Below are 16,726 nucleotides of genomic sequence, written 5' to 3'. Positions count from 1 at the left end.
CCACTGGCTCAGGCCCGCCACGTCAAACAGCTCCGAATAGCGGATGCGGTTCGTCATGAAGACGTATTCCAGCATGATGTCCGCGCCCATGATTTCGCCGGTGCGCGGATGGGTGAAGCTGGGGCCGTAGCCGCCAAAGGGTGGCGTGGGCGAAGACGTCCAGCGCAGCACATTGTAACGAATGTCGCCAGCGTCCCAGTCTGCGTCGTCAGGCTGGACCCGCACTTCCAACGCATTGGAGAAGCCCGCGGCTTCAAAGGCGATGTTCCAGGTCAGGGCGGCGTCGCGAATGATGTCGCGCAGTTCGACCGGGGTGGTGTTCTCGATCCACCAGACAATCGGCTCCGCCGGATCAGAGATCTCGGCGGTCGGGTCTTGCTTCACCAGACGCCAGCGATTGATCACGTCATCATAGGGCGTGACGCTGGTGTCGGTCAGATTGGTGACGCGCTGGCCGAAATAACCCACGCGGAAATCGTCTGCGCGCGGCTCATAGCCCTCTTCGGGCAGGGCCAGGAAGCTGTGCTGCACCGTCACCGCCACGGCGCGAGCGTCGGTAATCTCGGCGCCGCCGCCATTGCGCGGGGAGTCCTCGGTGTAGACGTACTCGACGACCACATCGGTGTTCTCAGGATAGTTGCGAATGTCCAGAACGCGGGTGCGGTCACCGGACAGACGGCCCATGGAGAACGCGTCTTCGGCGCCGGGGCCGCGTGGCGCGTTCGGCTTGATTTGCGAAAGGTCTTCGCCGCTCAGAAGCGAGTCGATCTGCACCAGGAACCGGTCCGGCGCGTCGTCTTCACCTTCGGTTTCTGCTTCGATCTCTAGCACGGCCAGCGGCGCGCGAGTGATGTTGGCGCTGGAGGCGCGTGACAGCGCATTGTCTTCGTCAAAGGAGAAGCTGGTGTTCTCGGCGCTGATCTCGATTTCGCCGTAATGGCGGGCGAACGTCAGAACACGATTGTCACGGAACTGACCGCGAAACAGGCCGGTGCGCGGCGCGCCGTCTTCAGCATAGGTGAAATAGACGAATTCATCGTCGAGCTGATCAGCGGCGATCTCCATATAGAGCGCGCCGTCTTCACGGTTGCGATAGAGCGGAAACAGACCGTCGATCGTTTCAAACTCTTCGGTGAACCCTTCAATGGTTTGCGCTTCGTCCTCATCGCCCTCGTCTTGGGCGAATGCGGGCGAACCCGCTGTAATGGCGGCTATGGCCGCCGTGAACCACAGGCTGCGAAACTGCGACATTTCAAAGCCCTCCCCTCTTGATTGCCGTACAAAGATGACAAACTAGGCTGGAGATGGGGCGAGAGCAAAGTCGTGATCGGTTACAGTTTGGTCACATTGTAAGCCGCCCGTATACAAACCGACCTCATCCAAGGCGCAAAGCGAGCCCATATGAACTATCGTCACGCGTTTCACGCCGGTAATTTCGCGGATGTGCTCAAGCATCTGGTGCTCGCTCAATGCCTTGAGCATCTGGCCGCCAAACCCAAGCCCTATCGGGTGATCGACACGCATGCAGGCGTCGGCGCTTATGACCTGACGGGTGACGAGGCCCGTCGCAGCCCTGAGTGGATGCAGGGCATCGGCCGCCTGATGGAAGCGGACATTCCCGCGGAGCTTCGCGATTCGCTCGACCCGTATCTGAATGTGGTGCGCGCGATGAATTCCGGCGACGCGCTGACCAGCTATCCCGGTTCGCCTGAAATCGCGGCCCGTCTGGCGCGCGCGGAAGACCGCATCCATCTGTGCGAACTTCACAAGGATGATAGCGTCACCCTGGACAAGCGCTATGCGCGCGACGCCCGTGTGAAGGTTCAGGCCATGGATGGCTATCGGGCACTGCCAGGACTGGTGCCGCCTCGGGAAAAGCGCGGGCTGGTGATCATCGATCCGCCGTTCGAGCATCGTGACGAGATGGCGTTCATGGCGCAGGCGGCGAAGTCCGCGTTGGAGCGCTGGCCGACCGGAACCTTCATTTTCTGGCGGCCGCTAAAGGATTTGTGGGCGCAGGAGCGCTTTGACGTCGGCCTGGCGGAATGGCTGATCGCGGATCAGGGCCTTGAAGGCGAAAAGCTGTTGCGCGCGGACATGTGGGTGCGCGAGCTCAAGGAAGAGGGACCGCTCGCCGGCGCTGGCGTGGTGGTGGTCAATCCTCCCTTCAAGCTGGAAGAGCGCTTGCTGAAACTCTTGCCCTGGCTGACCGAGCTTTTGGCGCAAGATGAGGATGCGGGCTGGCGTCTCGACGGCTGCATCAATGATGACAGCCTGATGGTGGATGAATTCTAGGCGTCCGCCTCATCACTGGTTTCGCCGACGCCAAAGAGCTTGCCTTTTTCCGTCCACAGCACCGTCAGCAGGGCCAATGCGCCCAGCACCGTGAACCCTATGGTGATCGGCAGCACCGTGCCGTTATAGCCTTGGCCGATCAGAGAGCCGAGCACGGCGCCCGCCATTGCGGTGGATGAACCGTAGAGCGCGGCGGTGGTCCCGGCGCGTTCGCCCGCCGGCTCCATGGCGAGGGCGGAGAAATTCGCCCCGATCATGGAAAACAGCATCAAGGCGGCCATCAGCAGCACGAAATAGACGATGAAGGGCGGCTGACCGAACAGGGCCAGCGTCATGTTCACGCCATTGACCAGCAGATAGGCGATCAAGGCGGAGTGGGAGATCCGCCGCATGCCCAGCCGACGCACGATCTTGGCGTTGACGATATTGGCGCCCGCCAGCCCGATCGCGATGACCGCGAAGGCGAGCGGGAACCATACGCCCAGCTCATACAGCTCCGCCAAGACCTGTTCAGAGGTGGCGATGAAGGCGAAGAGCGCCCCCATGATGAAGCAGGACGCCGTCAGATAGCCCAGCGTGATGCGGTTGGAGGCGGCCAGAACATAATTGCGCATCGCCGACCCGAACCGCAGCGGGGTGCGTTTGTCGGGGTGCAGGGTTTCAGGCAACCTGATCAGCATCCAGACCGACAGCGCCGCCGCCATCACGAACAGGAAGACGAAAATCACCCGCCAGCTGCCGCCGAACAGGATCAGCTGGCCGATGCTGGGCGCCAGGATGGGGGCGACCGTGAAGACGGTCATGGCGAAAGACATGATCTCCGCCATCCGGCGTCCCGACACCAGATCGCGCACGATGGCCACGGCGATGACCCGTGTGGCCGCCGCCGCGACTCCTTGCAGGGCGCGGGCGGCCACCAATTGCCACAAACCTTGCGAGCCCAGGCACAGCAATGTCGCCGCCAGATAGGCGACCAGCGCGATCAGCAGGGTCCGGCGGCGTCCCAGGGAATCTGACAGCGGTCCGAAGCCGAGCTGCGCCAGTCCAAAGCCGAAGACGTAAGAGGTGATCACCAGCTGGCGGTCATTGCCCGGCGCGCCCAGTGCATTGCCGACCTCGGACAAAGCGGGCAGCAGGATGTCGATGGACAGGGCGTTGAGCGCCATCAGGAAGCCGACCATGGCGATCAGCTCCCGCGTGGAGATTTGCGGGCGGAGCGGGTCGGGAGAGGGCAGGTGCTGCAAGCGGGCCTCCTGGGCGCCGTCCCGACCGCGATTGGGGCTGGGGCTTAGTATTGCGGGTCCGTGTCCCAGGGCCAGCCTGCTGGATAATCAGCAGGAACCTGGCCGGGGAAGTTCGGGGTACGCTTCTCCAGGAAGCTTGTCACGCCCTCAGCCGCATCTGGCGACATGCCGCGATGAAGGATGGCGCGGCTTTCCAGCCGGTGCGCCTCCATGGGATGGCTCGCCCCCAGCATCCGCCAGAGCAGGCGACGGTTCATGGCGACGGAAACCGGTGCGGTGTCTTTCACGAACAGGCGCGCCCGCGCCAGTGCGCGCTCCAGCACCGCTTCGGGCGTGTCCTGCAGTTCGCTGACAAGACCGCGCGCCAGCGCTTCCTCGGCCAGGAAGGTGCGGCCTGACAGCCCCCAGTCGAGTGCAGCCTCGACGCCCACAAGACGCGGCAGGAACCAGCTGGCGCAGCCATCCCAGGCGATGCCGCGCTTGGTGAAGGGCAGGGCGAATTTCGCGCCCGCCAGCGCCACGCGCGCATCCATGGGCAGGATCATGGTCGCGCCGATGCCGACCGAGGCGCCGTTGATGGCGGCCACGACCGGTTTCTCGCTATCAAAGATGCGCAGGTTCAACCGCCCGCCGAAATCGCGCCATTGCGGATCGGTGTCCACCAGCTCGCCTTCGGCCTGGGCCGTGGCGACGGCGTTGAAGGTTTCAGCTCCCAGCGACAGGTCCGCCCCGGCGCAGAAGGCGCGGCCCTCGCCCGTGACCACCATGGCTCGCACGGAAGGATCGGCGTCCGAAGCATCAAACGCGTCCGCCATTTCCTCACCCATTTGCGTGGTGAAGGCGTTCATGGCGTCGGGCCGATGCAGGGTTAGAAGGCTGATGCCGTCCTGAACCTCATAGCGAATGGTGGAATAGCTCATATCACTCCCCGAAAATCTGTTTTTCGGAGAGCTTAAGCGCTTAACGCCCGGTCGTCAGCTGCTGTGTCGCGCTTTAGACGTTGAATTTGAAGAGCATGACGTCGCCGTCCTGGACGACATACTCCTTGCCTTCCTGACGCAGCTTGCCGGCTTCGCGCGCGCCGCTTTCCCCGCCGTTGGAGACGTAATCGTCATAGGCGGTGGTTTCGGCCCGGATGAAGCCGCGTTCAAAATCGCCATGGATGACGCCGGCGGCCTTGGGCGCGGTCCAGCCCTTGCGAATGGTCCAGGCGCGCGCTTCTTTCGGGCCGACGGTGAAATAGGTCTGAAGATCCAGCAGCGTGTAGCCCACATGGATCAGACGATCGAGGCCGGGCTCTTCAAGGCCGATCTCGGCGAGGTATTCCGCGCGTTCGTCATCGTCCAGCAGAGCCAGCTCGGATTCGATCTTGGCGGAGATCACGACGCAAGCTGCACCGTCCTGGGCGGCGCGCTCTTCAACGACCTTGGAAAAGGCGTTGCCGGTTCCCGCGGAGTCTTCGTCCACATTGGCAACGAACATGACAGGCTTTGATGTCAGGAGCTGGAGCATCTTCCACTCCTTGGCCACGTCTTCAGGGACATCCGCATTGCGGGCCGGGCGGCCTTCCTGCAGCTCGGCCAGGGCCAGATCCACCAGCTCGATGGTGGCCTTGGCGTCCTTGTCGCCGGACTTGGCTTTCTTTTCGAGATTAGCGCGGCGCTTTTCAAGGCTGTCCATGTCGGCGAGCATCAGCTCGGTCTCCACGGTCTCGAAATCGGCCAGCGGATCAATCTTGCCTGCGACATGGGTGATGTCGCCATCTTCAAAACAGCGCAGCACGTACAAGATCGCGTCGGTCTCGCGGATATTGGCCAGGAACTGGTTGCCGAGGCCCTCGCCCTGCGACGCGCCTTTCACCAGGCCGGCGATGTCCACAAAGTTCATCCGCGCCGGGATCACATTGGCCGAACCGCCGATCTCGGCAAGCTTTTGCAGGCGCGGCTCGGGAACCGCCACTTCGCCCACATTGGGTTCAATGGTGCAGAAGGGATAGTTCGCGGCCTGGGCCGCAGCCGTCTGGGTCAGCGCGTTGAACAGGGTTGATTTGCCCACATTCGGCAGACCGACAATCCCGCATTTGAAACCCATGGCGCGCGCCTCTCTTCAGCTCAGCGTGTGTAGCGACTTTGGCGGGCCGTATAGGCCGAACGCGGGATTGAGGGAAGGGGGGCGGGCAGAGAGGCCGCGCTATGCGGCGTTCACCGCCTCCAGAAAACCGTCGATCCGGTCAGACAGATCATTGGCGTTGGTGCGCAGCTGGTTGGCCATGTCTGCAATCTGGTTCGCAGCGGCGACGGCGTTTTGCGCGCCTTGCATCACCTGCACGCTGTCCTCATCCACAGCCTGGGTTTTCTGGGCGGCGGTCTGGGCGGTCCCGGAAATTTCGGCGACGGCGGCGGTCTGCTGTTCGACAGCGGAGGCGCTTTCCGCGGATGCCGCGTCGATCTCGCTGATCTCCTCGACAATCGCAGCCGCCGTCTTGGAGGCGTCCTGAACGCTGGCTTCAAAGCGGGAAATCCGCTCGCCAATGGTCTCGGTCAGCTTGGTGGTCTGGGTGGAGAGGGCTTTCACTTCGCTGGCCACAACCGCAAACCCTTTACCGGCTTCACCGGCGCGCGCCGCTTCGATGGTGGCGTTGAGCGCCAGAAGATTGGTTTGCTCGGCCACGGCGTTGATACCGGAAATGATCTCCACCATGTCCGTCAGCGCCGAGGCCATCTCGTTCATGCTGGCCTGGCTCTCCTGGGTGCGCTCGGCGGTGCGTCGGGTGAGGTTCGACACGCGTTCGGCGGAGCCGCGCACTTCATTGATCGAGACATTCAGTTCTTCAGTGGCGGCGGCCATGGTCTGCACGCCATTGCTGGCCTCGCGCGCGGCTTCGTTCATAGAGCCGGCGCGGGACTGGCCGTCTTCAGCGGCGGTTCGGGACGTCTCGGCCGCCTCGACGACTTGCTCAAGCAAAGCTTCAACAGCGCGCAAGGTCTGACCGGCGCCGGTCTTGAAGGTCTCGATTTCAGCCTGCAGAGCCTGCGCCTTTTGCGCTTCTAGCTCCTTGCGGGACAGTTCGCCCGCCTGGGCGGTCTCGGCGGCGTGGAGCTGCTGGGTCATGTGGTTGAGGGCCTTGGCGATCCGGCCGATTTCGTCGGCCCGACCTTCAAACGCGTCGTCAGCGCTGCGATCGCCTTGCGCCACAGCGTCCATACGCTGGGCCAGATCGAGCATCGGCTTGAACATGCGCTGGATGACGGGCCAGGCGAGCGCCGCAGTGATGGCGCCGGCGATCGCGGTGGCCATCAAAAAGCCCAGCCAGCCTGCGCCGAAGGCGGCGTACAGCCCGGTCTTCAGCAACACCCCAAAGGTCATCAGGCCGAGAAAGACGAGGATGAAGCGAACGGAAAGCGGCAGCGCGGGCATCACAGATCTCAGTTGATTGAACTGTCAGTGTGATGGGGCCATGAGGGTTAATGCCCCCCTAAAAAGTGTGGGGTCTCACACTCCTTAGGAGGCGATAAGCTAGAATAGTCTTATGCTTAGGCCGTTCTAACTGAAAGCAGGAAGTCGTTGATCGTCTTCGACATGCTGGCCGCGTTGCTTTCCAGTTCCGAGCAAAGCTGGGCGATCTGATCCGCATTGGCCACCGAGGCCTCAGCGCCTTTCATGACTGTGCTGGTTTCTTCGTCCACTAGTCCCGTGCGTTCGGCGGCGGTCTGGGCGGAGCGGCTGATTTCAGACACGGCGGCGGTTTGTTGTTCGACCGCAGAGGCGCTTTCAGACGACGCCTGATCGATCTGCATCATGGCGTCCGCCACGCTTTGCGTCGCCTGACCGGCGTCCTGGACCAGGGATTTGAAGTTCACGATCCGGGCGTTGATGGTCTCAGTCAGCTTGGTGGTTTGCTCGGCCAGGGCTTTGACTTCTGAGGCGACGACCGCGAAGCCTTTGCCGGCTTCACCGGCGCGCGCCGCCTCGATGGTGGCGTTCAGCGCCAGAAGGTTGGTCTGTTCGGCCACGGCGTCGATGCCCGCGATGATTTCGGTCATGTCGGTCAGGGAGTCGCTGATGTCTTCCATCTTGGACCGGCTTTGCTGGGTCTGGTCTGCGGACGCGGAGGTCAGCTCCGCCACGCGGGCCGCAGACCCGCGCAGCTCGCCGATGGAGGCGTTGAGCTCCTCGGTGGAGGCGGCCATGGTCTGGACGCCTGCGCTGGCGGCCTGAGCCGCTTCGCTGACCTTGGCCAGACGATCGCGGCTTTCGATAGTGGTCGCGCGGGTGGATTGAGCGGTTTGCTGCACGTCCTGTGCGGCTTTGGTGACGGTGCTCAGGACCTGATTGGCGGTCTGTTCGAACTTGGAGATTTCGTCAGCCAGGGTTTTGGCGCGACACGCCTCGAGCGCTTGTTTGTCCATTTCGTTTCGCCGCAGGCTTTCAGCGTCCTGCAGTTTCACACACAGGCCACGTACGGCGTTGGCGATGCGTCCGATTTCGTCCTTGCGCTCCAGGAACTGATGGTTTGGCGCGTACTGGCCCGCCGCGACTTCATCAATGGTGTGCGTCACCACATTGATCGGCGACAACGCGCGTCGGCTGACCCAGAAGCCGACCCCGCCCGCAATCGCAAGCGAAATGAGCGCCAGCAGGCCCGTGATCATCAGAACCGTATTACGCGTGGCGATGATCGCCGCTTTTTCCACGCCCACATACAAGATGCCGATAGTTTCGCCCTCGGGGGTGAAAACAGGTTGGTAGGCGGTGAAATAGTCCTTGCCCAGAATGGTCGCCTGGCCGCGGAAGCCCTGCCCGGCCATCATGGAGTCATAAACGGAGCCGGCGCCCAGCGGGGTGCCCACGGCCCGGTTTCCATCGGGTTTGACGATATTGGTGGTGCGTCGGAAGAAGTCGTTTTCGGCTTCCGACCAGATAAACAAGGTGGCGGTCTGGCCGGTCTGGCGTCCCACGGAGTCAATCATTTCGTGGGAGGTGAACTCAGGCAGCGCCGGCGCTTCCAGTCGCGTGATCTCGCCATCCGAATTATATCGAATGTCCAGTTCCGGAAGGCGTGTGGTCTGCAGCGTGGCGGCTGCGACCCGCAAGTTCATTTCCTGCGCTTCGGAGGCGGAGCGTGAGATTGAATTGTTGATCACCCAGCCTGCAGACAGCGCCGTCAGCGCGATCCCCACAGCGACGAGCCCCAGAATGAGCGTGACGAGACGTGTAACCAGGGAACTGAACATATGAGTCTCTCTTGGTTGCCGGATGCCCTGTGAGGTGACGCAGTTATGGCTAAAAAAGTCTGAAGCACTGTTGCCCAAAGCCTGCCTGGATAGACATCGTGATCGGATTGACTGGCTTTATTTCAGTCTTGCTCTTATATGCGGCCCTCTTTTTGTAATTCGCTTCCGGCCTTGAACCGGTAGGGGAAAGATAATGACGACGCTTATTTCCAACGCCCCGCGCCCTGGCGCGGGCGCTGTTTCCACTCCTGTTGCCAATCCGGTGCTCGATACGGCGCGCGTAGACGCGTTGATGGCGGAGTACGGGCTCACAGGCGAATTCCTCAATCTGGGCGGCGAGCCCTCTGACCACCGCGTGGTCGCCGCCATGTCTGGCGGAGTCGACAGCTCGGTTGTGGCCGCGGTCCTGCATCGCGCCGGCTATCAGGTCGTGGGCATGACGTTGCAGCTCTATGACCATGGCGAGGCGGTGCACCGCAAAGGCGCGTGCTGTGCGGGCCAGGATATTCATGACGCTCGCCGTGTCGCAGAGGCGATGGGCTTTGCCCATTATGTGCTCGATTATGAAACCCGCTTCCGTGAAGCGGTGATCGAGGATTTCGCCGACACCTATCTGGCCGGCTTCACTCCCATCCCCTGCGTGCGGTGTAATCAGTCTGTGAAGTTTGCCGACCTGTTGGCGACGTCCAAGCAACTGGGCGCGGACTGTCTGGTCACGGGGCACTACATCCAGCGCACGATGAACGGCAACCGCCCCGAGCTGCGCCGCGCCGCCGATGCGGGCAAGGACCAGTCCTATTTCCTGTTCGCCACTACCGAAGAGCAACTTGATTATCTGCGCTTCCCGCTCGGGCATCTGAGCAAGGACCAGACGCGTGAGCTGGCCGCCGCGCTGGGGCTGATCGTGGCCGCCAAGCCCGACAGCCAGGACATCTGTTTTGTGCCCGACGGGGATTACGCCAGCGTAGTTGAGAAAGTGCGTCCCGGCGCCTCTCGTCCGGGCGAGATCGTGCATCTGGACGGCCGGGTGATGGGCCAGCATAAAGGCGTGCTGCGCTATACGGTGGGCCAGCGCCGCGGCCTGGGGATCGCCACGGGCGAGCCGCTTTATGTGGTGCGTCTGGATGCGGAGGCGGCGCAAGTCATAGTCGGCCCGCGCGAAGCCTTGCAAGTGCGCAAGATCACGCTGACAGATGTGAACTGGATCGGCGATGGCGATCTGAGCGAAGCCGATGGTCTGACGGTCGGCATCAAGGTGCGCTCCACCCGTCCGCCCAAACCGGCGGTTCTGGAAGTGGGCGAAGACGGCGTCTTCGTTCTGCTGGACGCAGGTGAAGAAGGTGTCGCGCCGGGCCAGGCCTGTGTCTTTTATTCACACCCCGATCATGACCGGGTGCTGGGCGGGGGCTGGATCCGGGCGACGGGCTAGTGTCTGACTTCGAGAATCTGCTGTGATCTGTTTCTCGCTCAAAGCGGGTAAGGCATGACCCTGCGCGCCCGGACGTGGAAATAGATCCGGATCATTTCTGCTTCTGCCCTTGCGCTCATCAAAAAATGAATGTGGCTCATAACTCTGTGAATGGGTCTGGGCCGAGCCAGAAAAGGCCTGTTGCGCAAGCTGTTTCAGTCGAGATTGCGCCATTGTGGCGCGACTGCGCCGCCCTGCTGCGTATGCGAGCACTCTTGACGCGGTGCGAAACAAGGCCTTTCTCTGACCCCAATGACCGGCCCGAGCCGGCCGTGATAAAACTATTAGGAGACGGACCATGAGTTCCGAAGATCCGATTGTCATCGTAGGTATGGCGCGCACCCCTATGGGCGGCCTGCTGGGAGAACTGGCGGGGATGTCCGCCAATGAGCTGGGCGCGGAAGCCGTCAAGGCCGCGCTCGCTGAAGCTGGCGTGGCCGGCGACGATGTGGACCTCATCTACATGGGCAACGTGCTGAGCGCCGGCCAGGGCCAGGCTCCGGCGCGCCAGGCGGCCATCAAGGGCGGTCTGCCCAAATCGGTCGAGGCGACCACGCTGAACAAGATGTGCGGCTCTGGCATGCAGGCCGCCATCATGGGCCGCGCTTCCATCGCCTCAGGCGACGCCTCGGTGATCGTGGCGGGCGGCATGGAATCCATGACCAATGCGCCGCATCTGATGCCGAACCATCGCACCGGCTTCAAATACGGCCACGACGTGATCAAGGACCACATGGCCCAGGACGGTCTGGAAGACGCCTACGAAGGCAACGCCATGGGCGTGTTCGCCGACATGATCGCGCGTGAGCACCAGTTCACCCGCGAAGATCAGGACGCCTACGCGCTGGAAACCCTGGCCCGCGCCATCCGCGCCACTGAAAAAGGCGATTTCAAACGCGAGATCACCCCGGTCACCATCAAGAGCCGCAAGGGCGATGTCACCGTTGAGACCGACGAATTGCCCCGCAAGGCGCGCCCGGAAAAGATCCCCAGCCTGAAGCCTGCGTTCGGCAAGGACGGCACGGTGACGGCGGCGAACGCTTCGGCGATTTCTGACGGCGCGGCTGCACTGGTGATGATGCGCCAGAGCGAAGCCGAGCGCCGCGGCCTGAAGCCGCTGGCGAAGATCGTCGCCACCGCCGCTCACGCCCATGAGCCGGCTTACTTCACTACGGCGCCGGTTCCGGCCATGCGCAAGGTTCTGGAGAAGGCGGGCTGGACCAAGGACGATGTGGATCTGTGGGAGATCAACGAAGCTTTCGCCGTGGTTCCGATGATCGCGATGAAAGAGCTGGGCCTTTCCCATGACGTTGTGAACGTCAATGGCGGCGCCTGTGCGCTGGGTCACCCGATCGGCGCGTCCGGCGCGCGGATCATGGTCACCCTGATCGCGGCTCTGGAAAGCCAGGGCAAGACCAAAGGTGTCGCCTCGCTGTGCATCGGCGGCGGTGAAGCCACCGCGGTCGCGATCGAACGCCTGAACTAATCGGTGTCAAACACCGTTTGAGAAAGCCCCGGTCATCAGGCCGGGGCTTTTTTGTCTAGTCGAGCAAGAAGACATCGTCGTCTTTATCGCCGCCGTCAGCAGGCGCGTTCAGGCCCGGCAAGGGGTCGGGCGTGGTTTTGGGCAGGCCGACCGTCATCAGCGCAGCCTGCCAGTTGAGACAAAACTGCGATAGCGCACCCGCTTTCTGAGCCGCTTGCGCCAGTTGCTGGGCGGCGTTGGCCCCATGCGTGTGCGCCATCCAGGCGATGGGCAGGCCATGCGGCGTATAAGCCTTCAACCCTTTTAGAAACCCGACCCAGTCCTGTTGGGGGTTGTATCCGTCGAGTTTGCGGAAATCGATGATCGCGCCCCGGATATGCTCCTTGTCGACGCGTCTTTGAAGCTCTTGCAGATTGCCCATGGCCCCGTGGACGGTCTCAACCCCGCCCACAGCGAGATACCAGATACGTGGGCGGTCGGAGAGGAGCTGGTTTGCGAGATTCACACGCGTCATGTCTCTTGCCTGTGTTGCAATGCCCTATGATTGTGCGCCATGTAACTTATGATTTCTAAATCAAGTGGCCTTGGTCGCATTTTTTCCTTGCGGCATGCGTGAAAAGCGGTGCGGCTCGTCTGGTTTTTACGTCCGATTTTCACCGGAAACGGAAAAATCATGATGCGCTGCAGCATGGCTTTGCTTGTGGCGCTTCGCTTGCCAAAACCGATTCTGAACGCTACCTCGCGGCCTGAAAAGCCTTGTATGGCTTGAAGAAACGTACGGACAAAGCATGTCGAACGGACAGACTCGTTTCCACGTTCCGACCCCGCCGTATCGGCCGGGGGACGAGCCCGACTTCGCCCATCTCGATCTTCAGAAAGCGGGCGAGGCGCCGCGGCCTGATCCCGCCGCATCCTGGCAAGAGACCCAAGACTTGGCGACAGGGCTCGTCGGCGTTCTGGACCACAACCATCAGGCCGTTGGCGCGTGGAACCCTGGGCTGAGCCCCGAAGTTCTGCGTGAAGGCCTGAGCCATATGGTGCTCACCCGGATCTATGACGAACGCATGCTCAAGCTGCAGCGTCAGGGCAAGATGAGCTTCTACATGAAGTCCACGGGCGAGGAGGCGGTCGCCGTCGCCGCCGCCATGGCTCTGAAGCCCACCGACATGGTGTTCCCCAGCTATCGCCAGCAGGGCATCCTGTTCGCGCGCGGGCGCAATATCGTCGACATGATGTGCCATTGCATCTCCAACAGCCGCGACAATCTCAAAGGTCGCCAGCTGCCGGTGCACTACACCTGGGCTGAAGGCAATTTCTTCACGATCTCGGGCAATCTGGGCACCCAGTTCCCGCAAGCGGCCGGCTACGCCATGGCCTGCGCCTATAAGGGTGAGGACCAGATCGCGGCGAGCTGGATTGGCGACGGCACCACGGCGGAAGGCGATTTCCACGCCGGTCTGACCCTGGCGTCCACCTATCGCGCGCCGGTGATCTTCAACGTCGTGAATAACCAATGGGCCATCTCGTCCAACCAGAACATCGCCCGCGGCGATGCGCCGACCTTTGCGGCGAAAGGGCTGGGCTATGGCCTCGCCTCGATCCGGGCGGACGGCAATGACTTCCTCGCCGTCTACGCCGCCACCCAATGGGCCGCAGAGCGCGCCCGCCAGGGTAAGGGCGCGACGGTGCTGGAGCTGTTCACCTATCGGGCGGACGCGCACTCCACCTCCGACGATCCCACCAAATACCGTCCCAAGACCGAGTCCGCCCGCTGGCCGCTGGGCGATCCCATCGAGCGCCTGAAACAGCATCTGATCGGCAAGGGTGAGTGGGATGAGACCCGTCAGGCCAAGCTTGAAGAACAGATGACCGCGCTGGTGGTGAAATCCTACAAGGAAGCGGAAAGCCACGGCACGTTGCATGAAGGCCCGCTTTCGCCCACCGAAAGCATTTTCGAAGACGTCTACGCCAAGCCCGATTGGCGGCTGCGCCGTCAGCGCCAGGATCTGGGGGTTTAAGTCATGCCAGCGATGAACATCATTCAGGCGCTGAACTCCGCCATGGACGTGCTTCTGGAGCGTGACCCGGACGTTGTGGTCTTTGGCGAGGATGCAGGCTATTTCGGCGGCGTTTTCAAAGCCACCGACAAGCTTCAAGAAAAATACGGCCTCGACCGGGTGTTTGACACCCCGATCAACGAGGCGGCGATTGCCGGCATGTCAGTGGGTATGGCGGCGAAAGGCCTCAAGCCCATCGCTGAGATCCAGTTTTCAGACTACATCTTTCCCGCGATCGACCAGATCGTCTCCGAGATGAGCCGTATCCGTTATCGCTCGGCGGGTCAGTTCACATCGGGCTGCGTCGTGCGGTCGCCTTGGGGCGGCGGCATTCGCGGCGGCCAGACTCACTCGATGAGCCCGGAAGCCTTCTTTACTCATGTGCCGGGGCTTCAGGTGGTGGTCCCGTCCAACCCGTATGACGCCAAGGGCTTGCTGATCTCGGCGCTGGAAAGCGGCGATCCGGTGATCTTCTTTGAGCCCAAGCGGATTTATAACGGCCCGTTTGACGGCGTGCCGGACACCCCGCTGAAATCCTGGGCCAAGCACGCCAAGGGCGAGGTGCCTGAAGGCCATTACACGGTCGAGCTGGGCAAGGCGGAAGTGGTGCGTGAAGGCGAAGCCTGCACCGTGATCGCCTATGGCACGCTGGTCCATGTGGCCCAGGCCGCCGCCGAAGCGTCAGGCATCGATGCCGAGATCATCGATCTCAAGACGCTCGTGCCCTATGATATCGAGACCATCGCCAAATCGGTGAACAAGACCGGTCGGGTCGTCGTCGCTCAGGAAGCGCCGCGCACCTCCGGTTTCGCCGCCGAGCTGGCCGCACAGATCCAGGAAGAATGCTTCTATGCGCTGGAAGCGCCGATCTTCCGTCTGACCGGCTGGGACATTCCTTATCCGCACGCCCATGAATGGGCGTACTTCCCCACGCGCGACCGCTTTGCGCGCGCGATGAAGACTGTGACGGAGGCCTGAGCATGAGCGAATACAAATACAAGCTCCCCGATGTGGGCGAAGGCGTCGTCGAGGCGGAAATCGTCGAATGGCACATCAAGGCCGGGGACAAGGTCACCGAGGACCAGCACATCCTGGATGTGATGACGGACAAGGCGACGGTCGAGATTCCGTGCGCGGTGAACGGCGTGGTGAAATCCATCGTCGGCGAGCCGGGTGAAGTGATCCCGGTGGGCACTGAAATCCTCATCATCGATGTGGATGGCGAAGTGCCGGACGATGTTGAGAACGCGGCGGAGCCCGAGACCAAGGAGGCTTCGAAAGAGGAGCCCAAGGCTGAAGCGCAGAAGGCTGAACCGAAGCCGGAACCCAAGCCCGAGCCGAAACCGGCTCCGGCTGCGGCGGCCCCGGCGAAAACCGCCGCGCCTGCACGCTCCAATGGCGAACGCCCGTTGGCGAGTCCGGCGGTACGTCAGCGCGCGCTGGAGGCGGATATTGATCTCGCCGATGTGATGGGCACCGGTCCGGCTTGCCGCATCACGCATACCGATCTTGATGATTTCATCGCGGCGGGCGGCCGGTTCGTCTCCAGGGCGGAACGGGTTGGCGCCGGCAAGGCGCGACGCACCGGCAAGGAAGACATCAAGGTCATCGGCCTGCGTCGCAAGATCGCCGAGAATATGGCGCACGCCAAGCGCACCATTCCGCACATCACCTATGTGGACGAGATCGACCTGACCGCGCTCGAAGACCTGCGCGCGCACATGAATGCGAAGAAGTCAGACGATCAGACCAAGCTGACCATCATCCCCTTCCTGGTGATGGCGCTGACGAAAGCCCTGCCGAAATTTCCGCAGGCGAACGCGCATTTCGACACCGACGGCTCGCTGTTGACGCAGCATGACGGCATTCATTGCGGCATCGCCGCCGCCACGCCCAACGGGCTGATGGTGCCGGTGGTCAAGCATGCTGAGAGCCTCGACATCTGGGAGGTCGCCGCTGAAGTGAAACGCCTGGGCGACGCCGCCAAGACCGGCAAGTGCACCAAGGACGAGCTGACCGGCTCCACCATCACCATCACCTCTCTGGGCGCCATTGGCGGCATCGTCACCACCCCGGTGATCAACCATCCCGAGACCGCCATTATCGGCGTGAACAAGATGCAGACCCTGCCGCGCTATGACCGCGAAGGCCGCGTCGTGCCGCGCAATATCATGAACCTGTCCTCCAGCTTCGATCACCGCATCGTCGACGGCTATGAAGCCGCCCTGCTGGTGCAGGAGATGAAGGCGTATCTGGAAAACCCCGCGACCCTGTTCATGGATTAGGGCGAATGCTGCAACGCCTGATCCCGATCTTCGCGCTTTTTCTTCTTTATGAAGCAGTGATTGCATCGGGTTTCGGGTTGAGCAGTTTGACGCTTGGTTCAGCTACGTCACTGAATCCGGACGCGCTTATTGTCTGGCAGATTGCCGGGCTGCTTCAGTTTGTCTGTGGTGTCTTGCTTGCTTTGGGTTTTCTTGCAGTGCGTTTGCTGGGAGGTGGAGGTGGCCTCACATCTCAGTTGGCAAGCGCCATTTGGTCTGTGCTTTGTGTGTGCGTTGTCGCGCTGACACCAGCGGTACACACGTCCGTTCTGTGGCCTCAGATCATTGCTGGGATTGTAGGCCCACTTGCCGCTTACGCGCTTTTTTGGAAGTTGGTCGGGCGGGACGCTTCAAAACAGGGCGGAATAGTCTCGGCTAAAGGCTAAACTGAGAAGCCCAAATACATCTCTTCCCCGGCGAAGGCCGGGGCCCAGAGACGGATGGGCCAGCGCTTGATGATTTCTGGGTCCCGGCCTTCGCCGGGAGAGAGAATGGGTGGATACCTCTCCCCTTGTCATCCCGGACGCGAAGCGATCCGGGATCTACCGGAACCGCTTTGCTCTGATCACAGAGATGAAGCAGGTGGACCCCGGCTCAAGGCCGGGATGACGGTGTGCG

General features: G+C 62.1%; 13 protein-coding genes and 1 pseudogene. 7 read left to right on the top strand and 7 right to left on the bottom strand.

All coding sequences use genetic code 11. From position 1 onward, the window contains the following. Positions 1–1,065, bottom strand: a pseudogene (locus B3M53_RS13775) (DUF5117 domain-containing protein); the annotation flags it as partial. 336 nt (positions 1,066–1,401) lie between these two features. Between B3M53_RS13775 and B3M53_RS13770 the strand changes: the two are divergent. After that, positions 1,402–2,295, top strand: a complete 894-nt coding sequence (locus B3M53_RS13770; protein WP_286800712.1) for a 23S rRNA (adenine(2030)-N(6))-methyltransferase RlmJ — start codon at positions 1,402–1,404, stop codon at positions 2,293–2,295. Here the strand turns inward: B3M53_RS13770 and B3M53_RS13765 are convergent. The 5 genes from B3M53_RS13765 to B3M53_RS13745 form a co-directional block, all read right to left on the bottom strand. Continuing rightward, on the bottom strand, positions 2,292–3,539 hold the full coding sequence (locus B3M53_RS13765) for a multidrug effflux MFS transporter (RefSeq protein WP_286800711.1): 1,248 nt from the start codon (positions 3,537–3,539) through the stop codon (positions 2,292–2,294). The two genes, B3M53_RS13770 and B3M53_RS13765, sit on opposite strands and share 4 nt — an antisense overlap. A 44-nt stretch (positions 3,540–3,583) precedes the next feature. Continuing rightward, the gene (locus tag B3M53_RS13760) at positions 3,584–4,459 is read right to left on the bottom strand and encodes an enoyl-CoA hydratase-related protein (protein WP_286800708.1); all 876 of its coding nucleotides are present in this window, start codon (positions 4,457–4,459) and stop codon (positions 3,584–3,586) included. A 73-nt stretch (positions 4,460–4,532) separates the two neighbouring features. Further along, the gene (gene ychF, locus B3M53_RS13755; protein WP_286800704.1) at positions 4,533–5,630 is read right to left on the bottom strand and encodes a redox-regulated ATPase YchF; all 1,098 of its coding nucleotides are present in this window, start codon (positions 5,628–5,630) and stop codon (positions 4,533–4,535) included. A gap of 99 nt (positions 5,631–5,729) precedes the next feature. Further along, complete coding sequence (locus tag B3M53_RS13750) at positions 5,730–6,956, bottom strand: methyl-accepting chemotaxis protein (RefSeq protein WP_286800701.1); 1,227 nt, start codon at positions 6,954–6,956, stop codon at positions 5,730–5,732. A gap of 116 nt (positions 6,957–7,072) precedes the next feature. Next, a complete protein-coding gene (locus tag B3M53_RS13745; RefSeq protein WP_286800699.1) occupies positions 7,073–8,773 on the bottom strand; it encodes a methyl-accepting chemotaxis protein in 1,701 nt (566 codons plus the stop codon). A gap of 292 nt (positions 8,774–9,065) precedes the next feature. Between B3M53_RS13745 and mnmA the strand changes: the two genes are divergently transcribed. After that, entirely contained in the window at positions 9,066–10,202 is a 1,137-nt protein-coding gene (gene mnmA, locus B3M53_RS13740; RefSeq protein ID WP_349678853.1) for a tRNA 2-thiouridine(34) synthase MnmA, read from the top strand. A gap of 337 nt (positions 10,203–10,539) precedes the next feature. Continuing rightward, positions 10,540–11,727 carry a thiolase family protein gene (locus tag B3M53_RS13735; protein ID WP_022700236.1) on the top strand — a complete coding sequence of 396 codons (1,188 nt, stop codon included), beginning with the start codon at positions 10,540–10,542 and terminating at the stop codon, positions 11,725–11,727. A 55-nt stretch (positions 11,728–11,782) separates the two neighbouring features. On the opposite strand, the gene B3M53_RS13730 is transcribed toward B3M53_RS13735, so the two are convergent. Next, positions 11,783–12,241, bottom strand: a complete 459-nt coding sequence (locus B3M53_RS13730) for a hypothetical protein (protein ID WP_286800696.1) — start codon at positions 12,239–12,241, stop codon at positions 11,783–11,785. Positions 12,242–12,515: 274 nt separating this feature from the next. Here B3M53_RS13730 and B3M53_RS13725 point away from each other — a divergent pair, with 274 nt between their 5' ends. Genes B3M53_RS13725 through B3M53_RS13710 form a run of 4 tightly spaced genes read left to right on the top strand, consistent with a single transcriptional unit; the run spans position 12,516 to position 16,494 of the window. Next, the gene (locus tag B3M53_RS13725) at positions 12,516–13,745 is read left to right on the top strand and encodes a thiamine pyrophosphate-dependent enzyme (protein ID WP_286800695.1); all 1,230 of its coding nucleotides are present in this window, start codon (positions 12,516–12,518) and stop codon (positions 13,743–13,745) included. Between the two features lie 3 nt (positions 13,746–13,748). Beyond that, on the top strand, positions 13,749–14,762 hold the full coding sequence (locus B3M53_RS13720) for an alpha-ketoacid dehydrogenase subunit beta (RefSeq protein ID WP_286800694.1): 1,014 nt from the start codon (positions 13,749–13,751) through the stop codon (positions 14,760–14,762). 2 nt (positions 14,763–14,764) lie between these two features. Beyond that, entirely contained in the window at positions 14,765–16,069 is a 1,305-nt protein-coding gene (locus B3M53_RS13715; protein ID WP_286800692.1) for a dihydrolipoamide acetyltransferase family protein, read from the top strand. Between the two features lie 5 nt (positions 16,070–16,074). Next, on the top strand, positions 16,075–16,494 hold the full coding sequence (locus B3M53_RS13710) for a hypothetical protein (RefSeq protein WP_286800691.1): 420 nt from the start codon (positions 16,075–16,077) through the stop codon (positions 16,492–16,494). The last annotated feature ends 232 nt before the right edge of the window (positions 16,495–16,726 follow it).

The sequence above is a fragment of the Oceanicaulis sp. UBA2681 genome (assembly GCF_002354675.1).
GTDB classification, from domain to species: Bacteria; Pseudomonadota; Alphaproteobacteria; order Caulobacterales; family Maricaulaceae; genus Oceanicaulis; species Oceanicaulis alexandrii.
The sequence above is the reverse complement of the archived record's forward strand: the minus strand, read 5'-3'. Positions and strand labels throughout refer to the sequence as shown.

Excerpts from the sequence above, each read along its gene's own strand:
- mnmA (WP_349678853.1), top strand. The coding sequence starts at position 9,066 with ATGGCGGAGTACGGGCTCACAGGCGAATTCCTCAATCTGGGCGGCGAG.
- B3M53_RS13745 (WP_286800699.1), bottom strand. The coding sequence starts at position 8,773 with ATGTTCAGTTCCCTGGTTACACGTCTCGTCACGCTCATTCTGGGGCTC.
- B3M53_RS13750 (WP_286800701.1), bottom strand. The coding sequence starts at position 6,956 with ATGCCCGCGCTGCCGCTTTCCGTTCGCTTCATCCTCGTCTTTCTCGGC.
- B3M53_RS13735 (WP_022700236.1), top strand. The coding sequence starts at position 10,540 with ATGAGTTCCGAAGATCCGATTGTCATCGTAGGTATGGCGCGCACCCCT.
- B3M53_RS13760 (WP_286800708.1), bottom strand. The coding sequence starts at position 4,459 with ATGAGCTATTCCACCATTCGCTATGAGGTTCAGGACGGCATCAGCCTT.
- B3M53_RS13715 (WP_286800692.1), top strand. The coding sequence starts at position 14,765 with ATGAGCGAATACAAATACAAGCTCCCCGATGTGGGCGAAGGCGTCGTC.
- B3M53_RS13720 (WP_286800694.1), top strand. The coding sequence starts at position 13,749 with ATGCCAGCGATGAACATCATTCAGGCGCTGAACTCCGCCATGGACGTG.
- ychF (WP_286800704.1), bottom strand. The coding sequence starts at position 5,630 with ATGGGTTTCAAATGCGGGATTGTCGGTCTGCCGAATGTGGGCAAATCA.
- B3M53_RS13710 (WP_286800691.1), top strand. The coding sequence starts at position 16,075 with ATGCTGCAACGCCTGATCCCGATCTTCGCGCTTTTTCTTCTTTATGAA.
- B3M53_RS13725 (WP_286800695.1), top strand. The coding sequence starts at position 12,516 with ATGTCGAACGGACAGACTCGTTTCCACGTTCCGACCCCGCCGTATCGG.
- B3M53_RS13730 (WP_286800696.1), bottom strand. The coding sequence starts at position 12,241 with ATGACGCGTGTGAATCTCGCAAACCAGCTCCTCTCCGACCGCCCACGT.
- B3M53_RS13770 (WP_286800712.1), top strand. The coding sequence starts at position 1,402 with ATGAACTATCGTCACGCGTTTCACGCCGGTAATTTCGCGGATGTGCTC.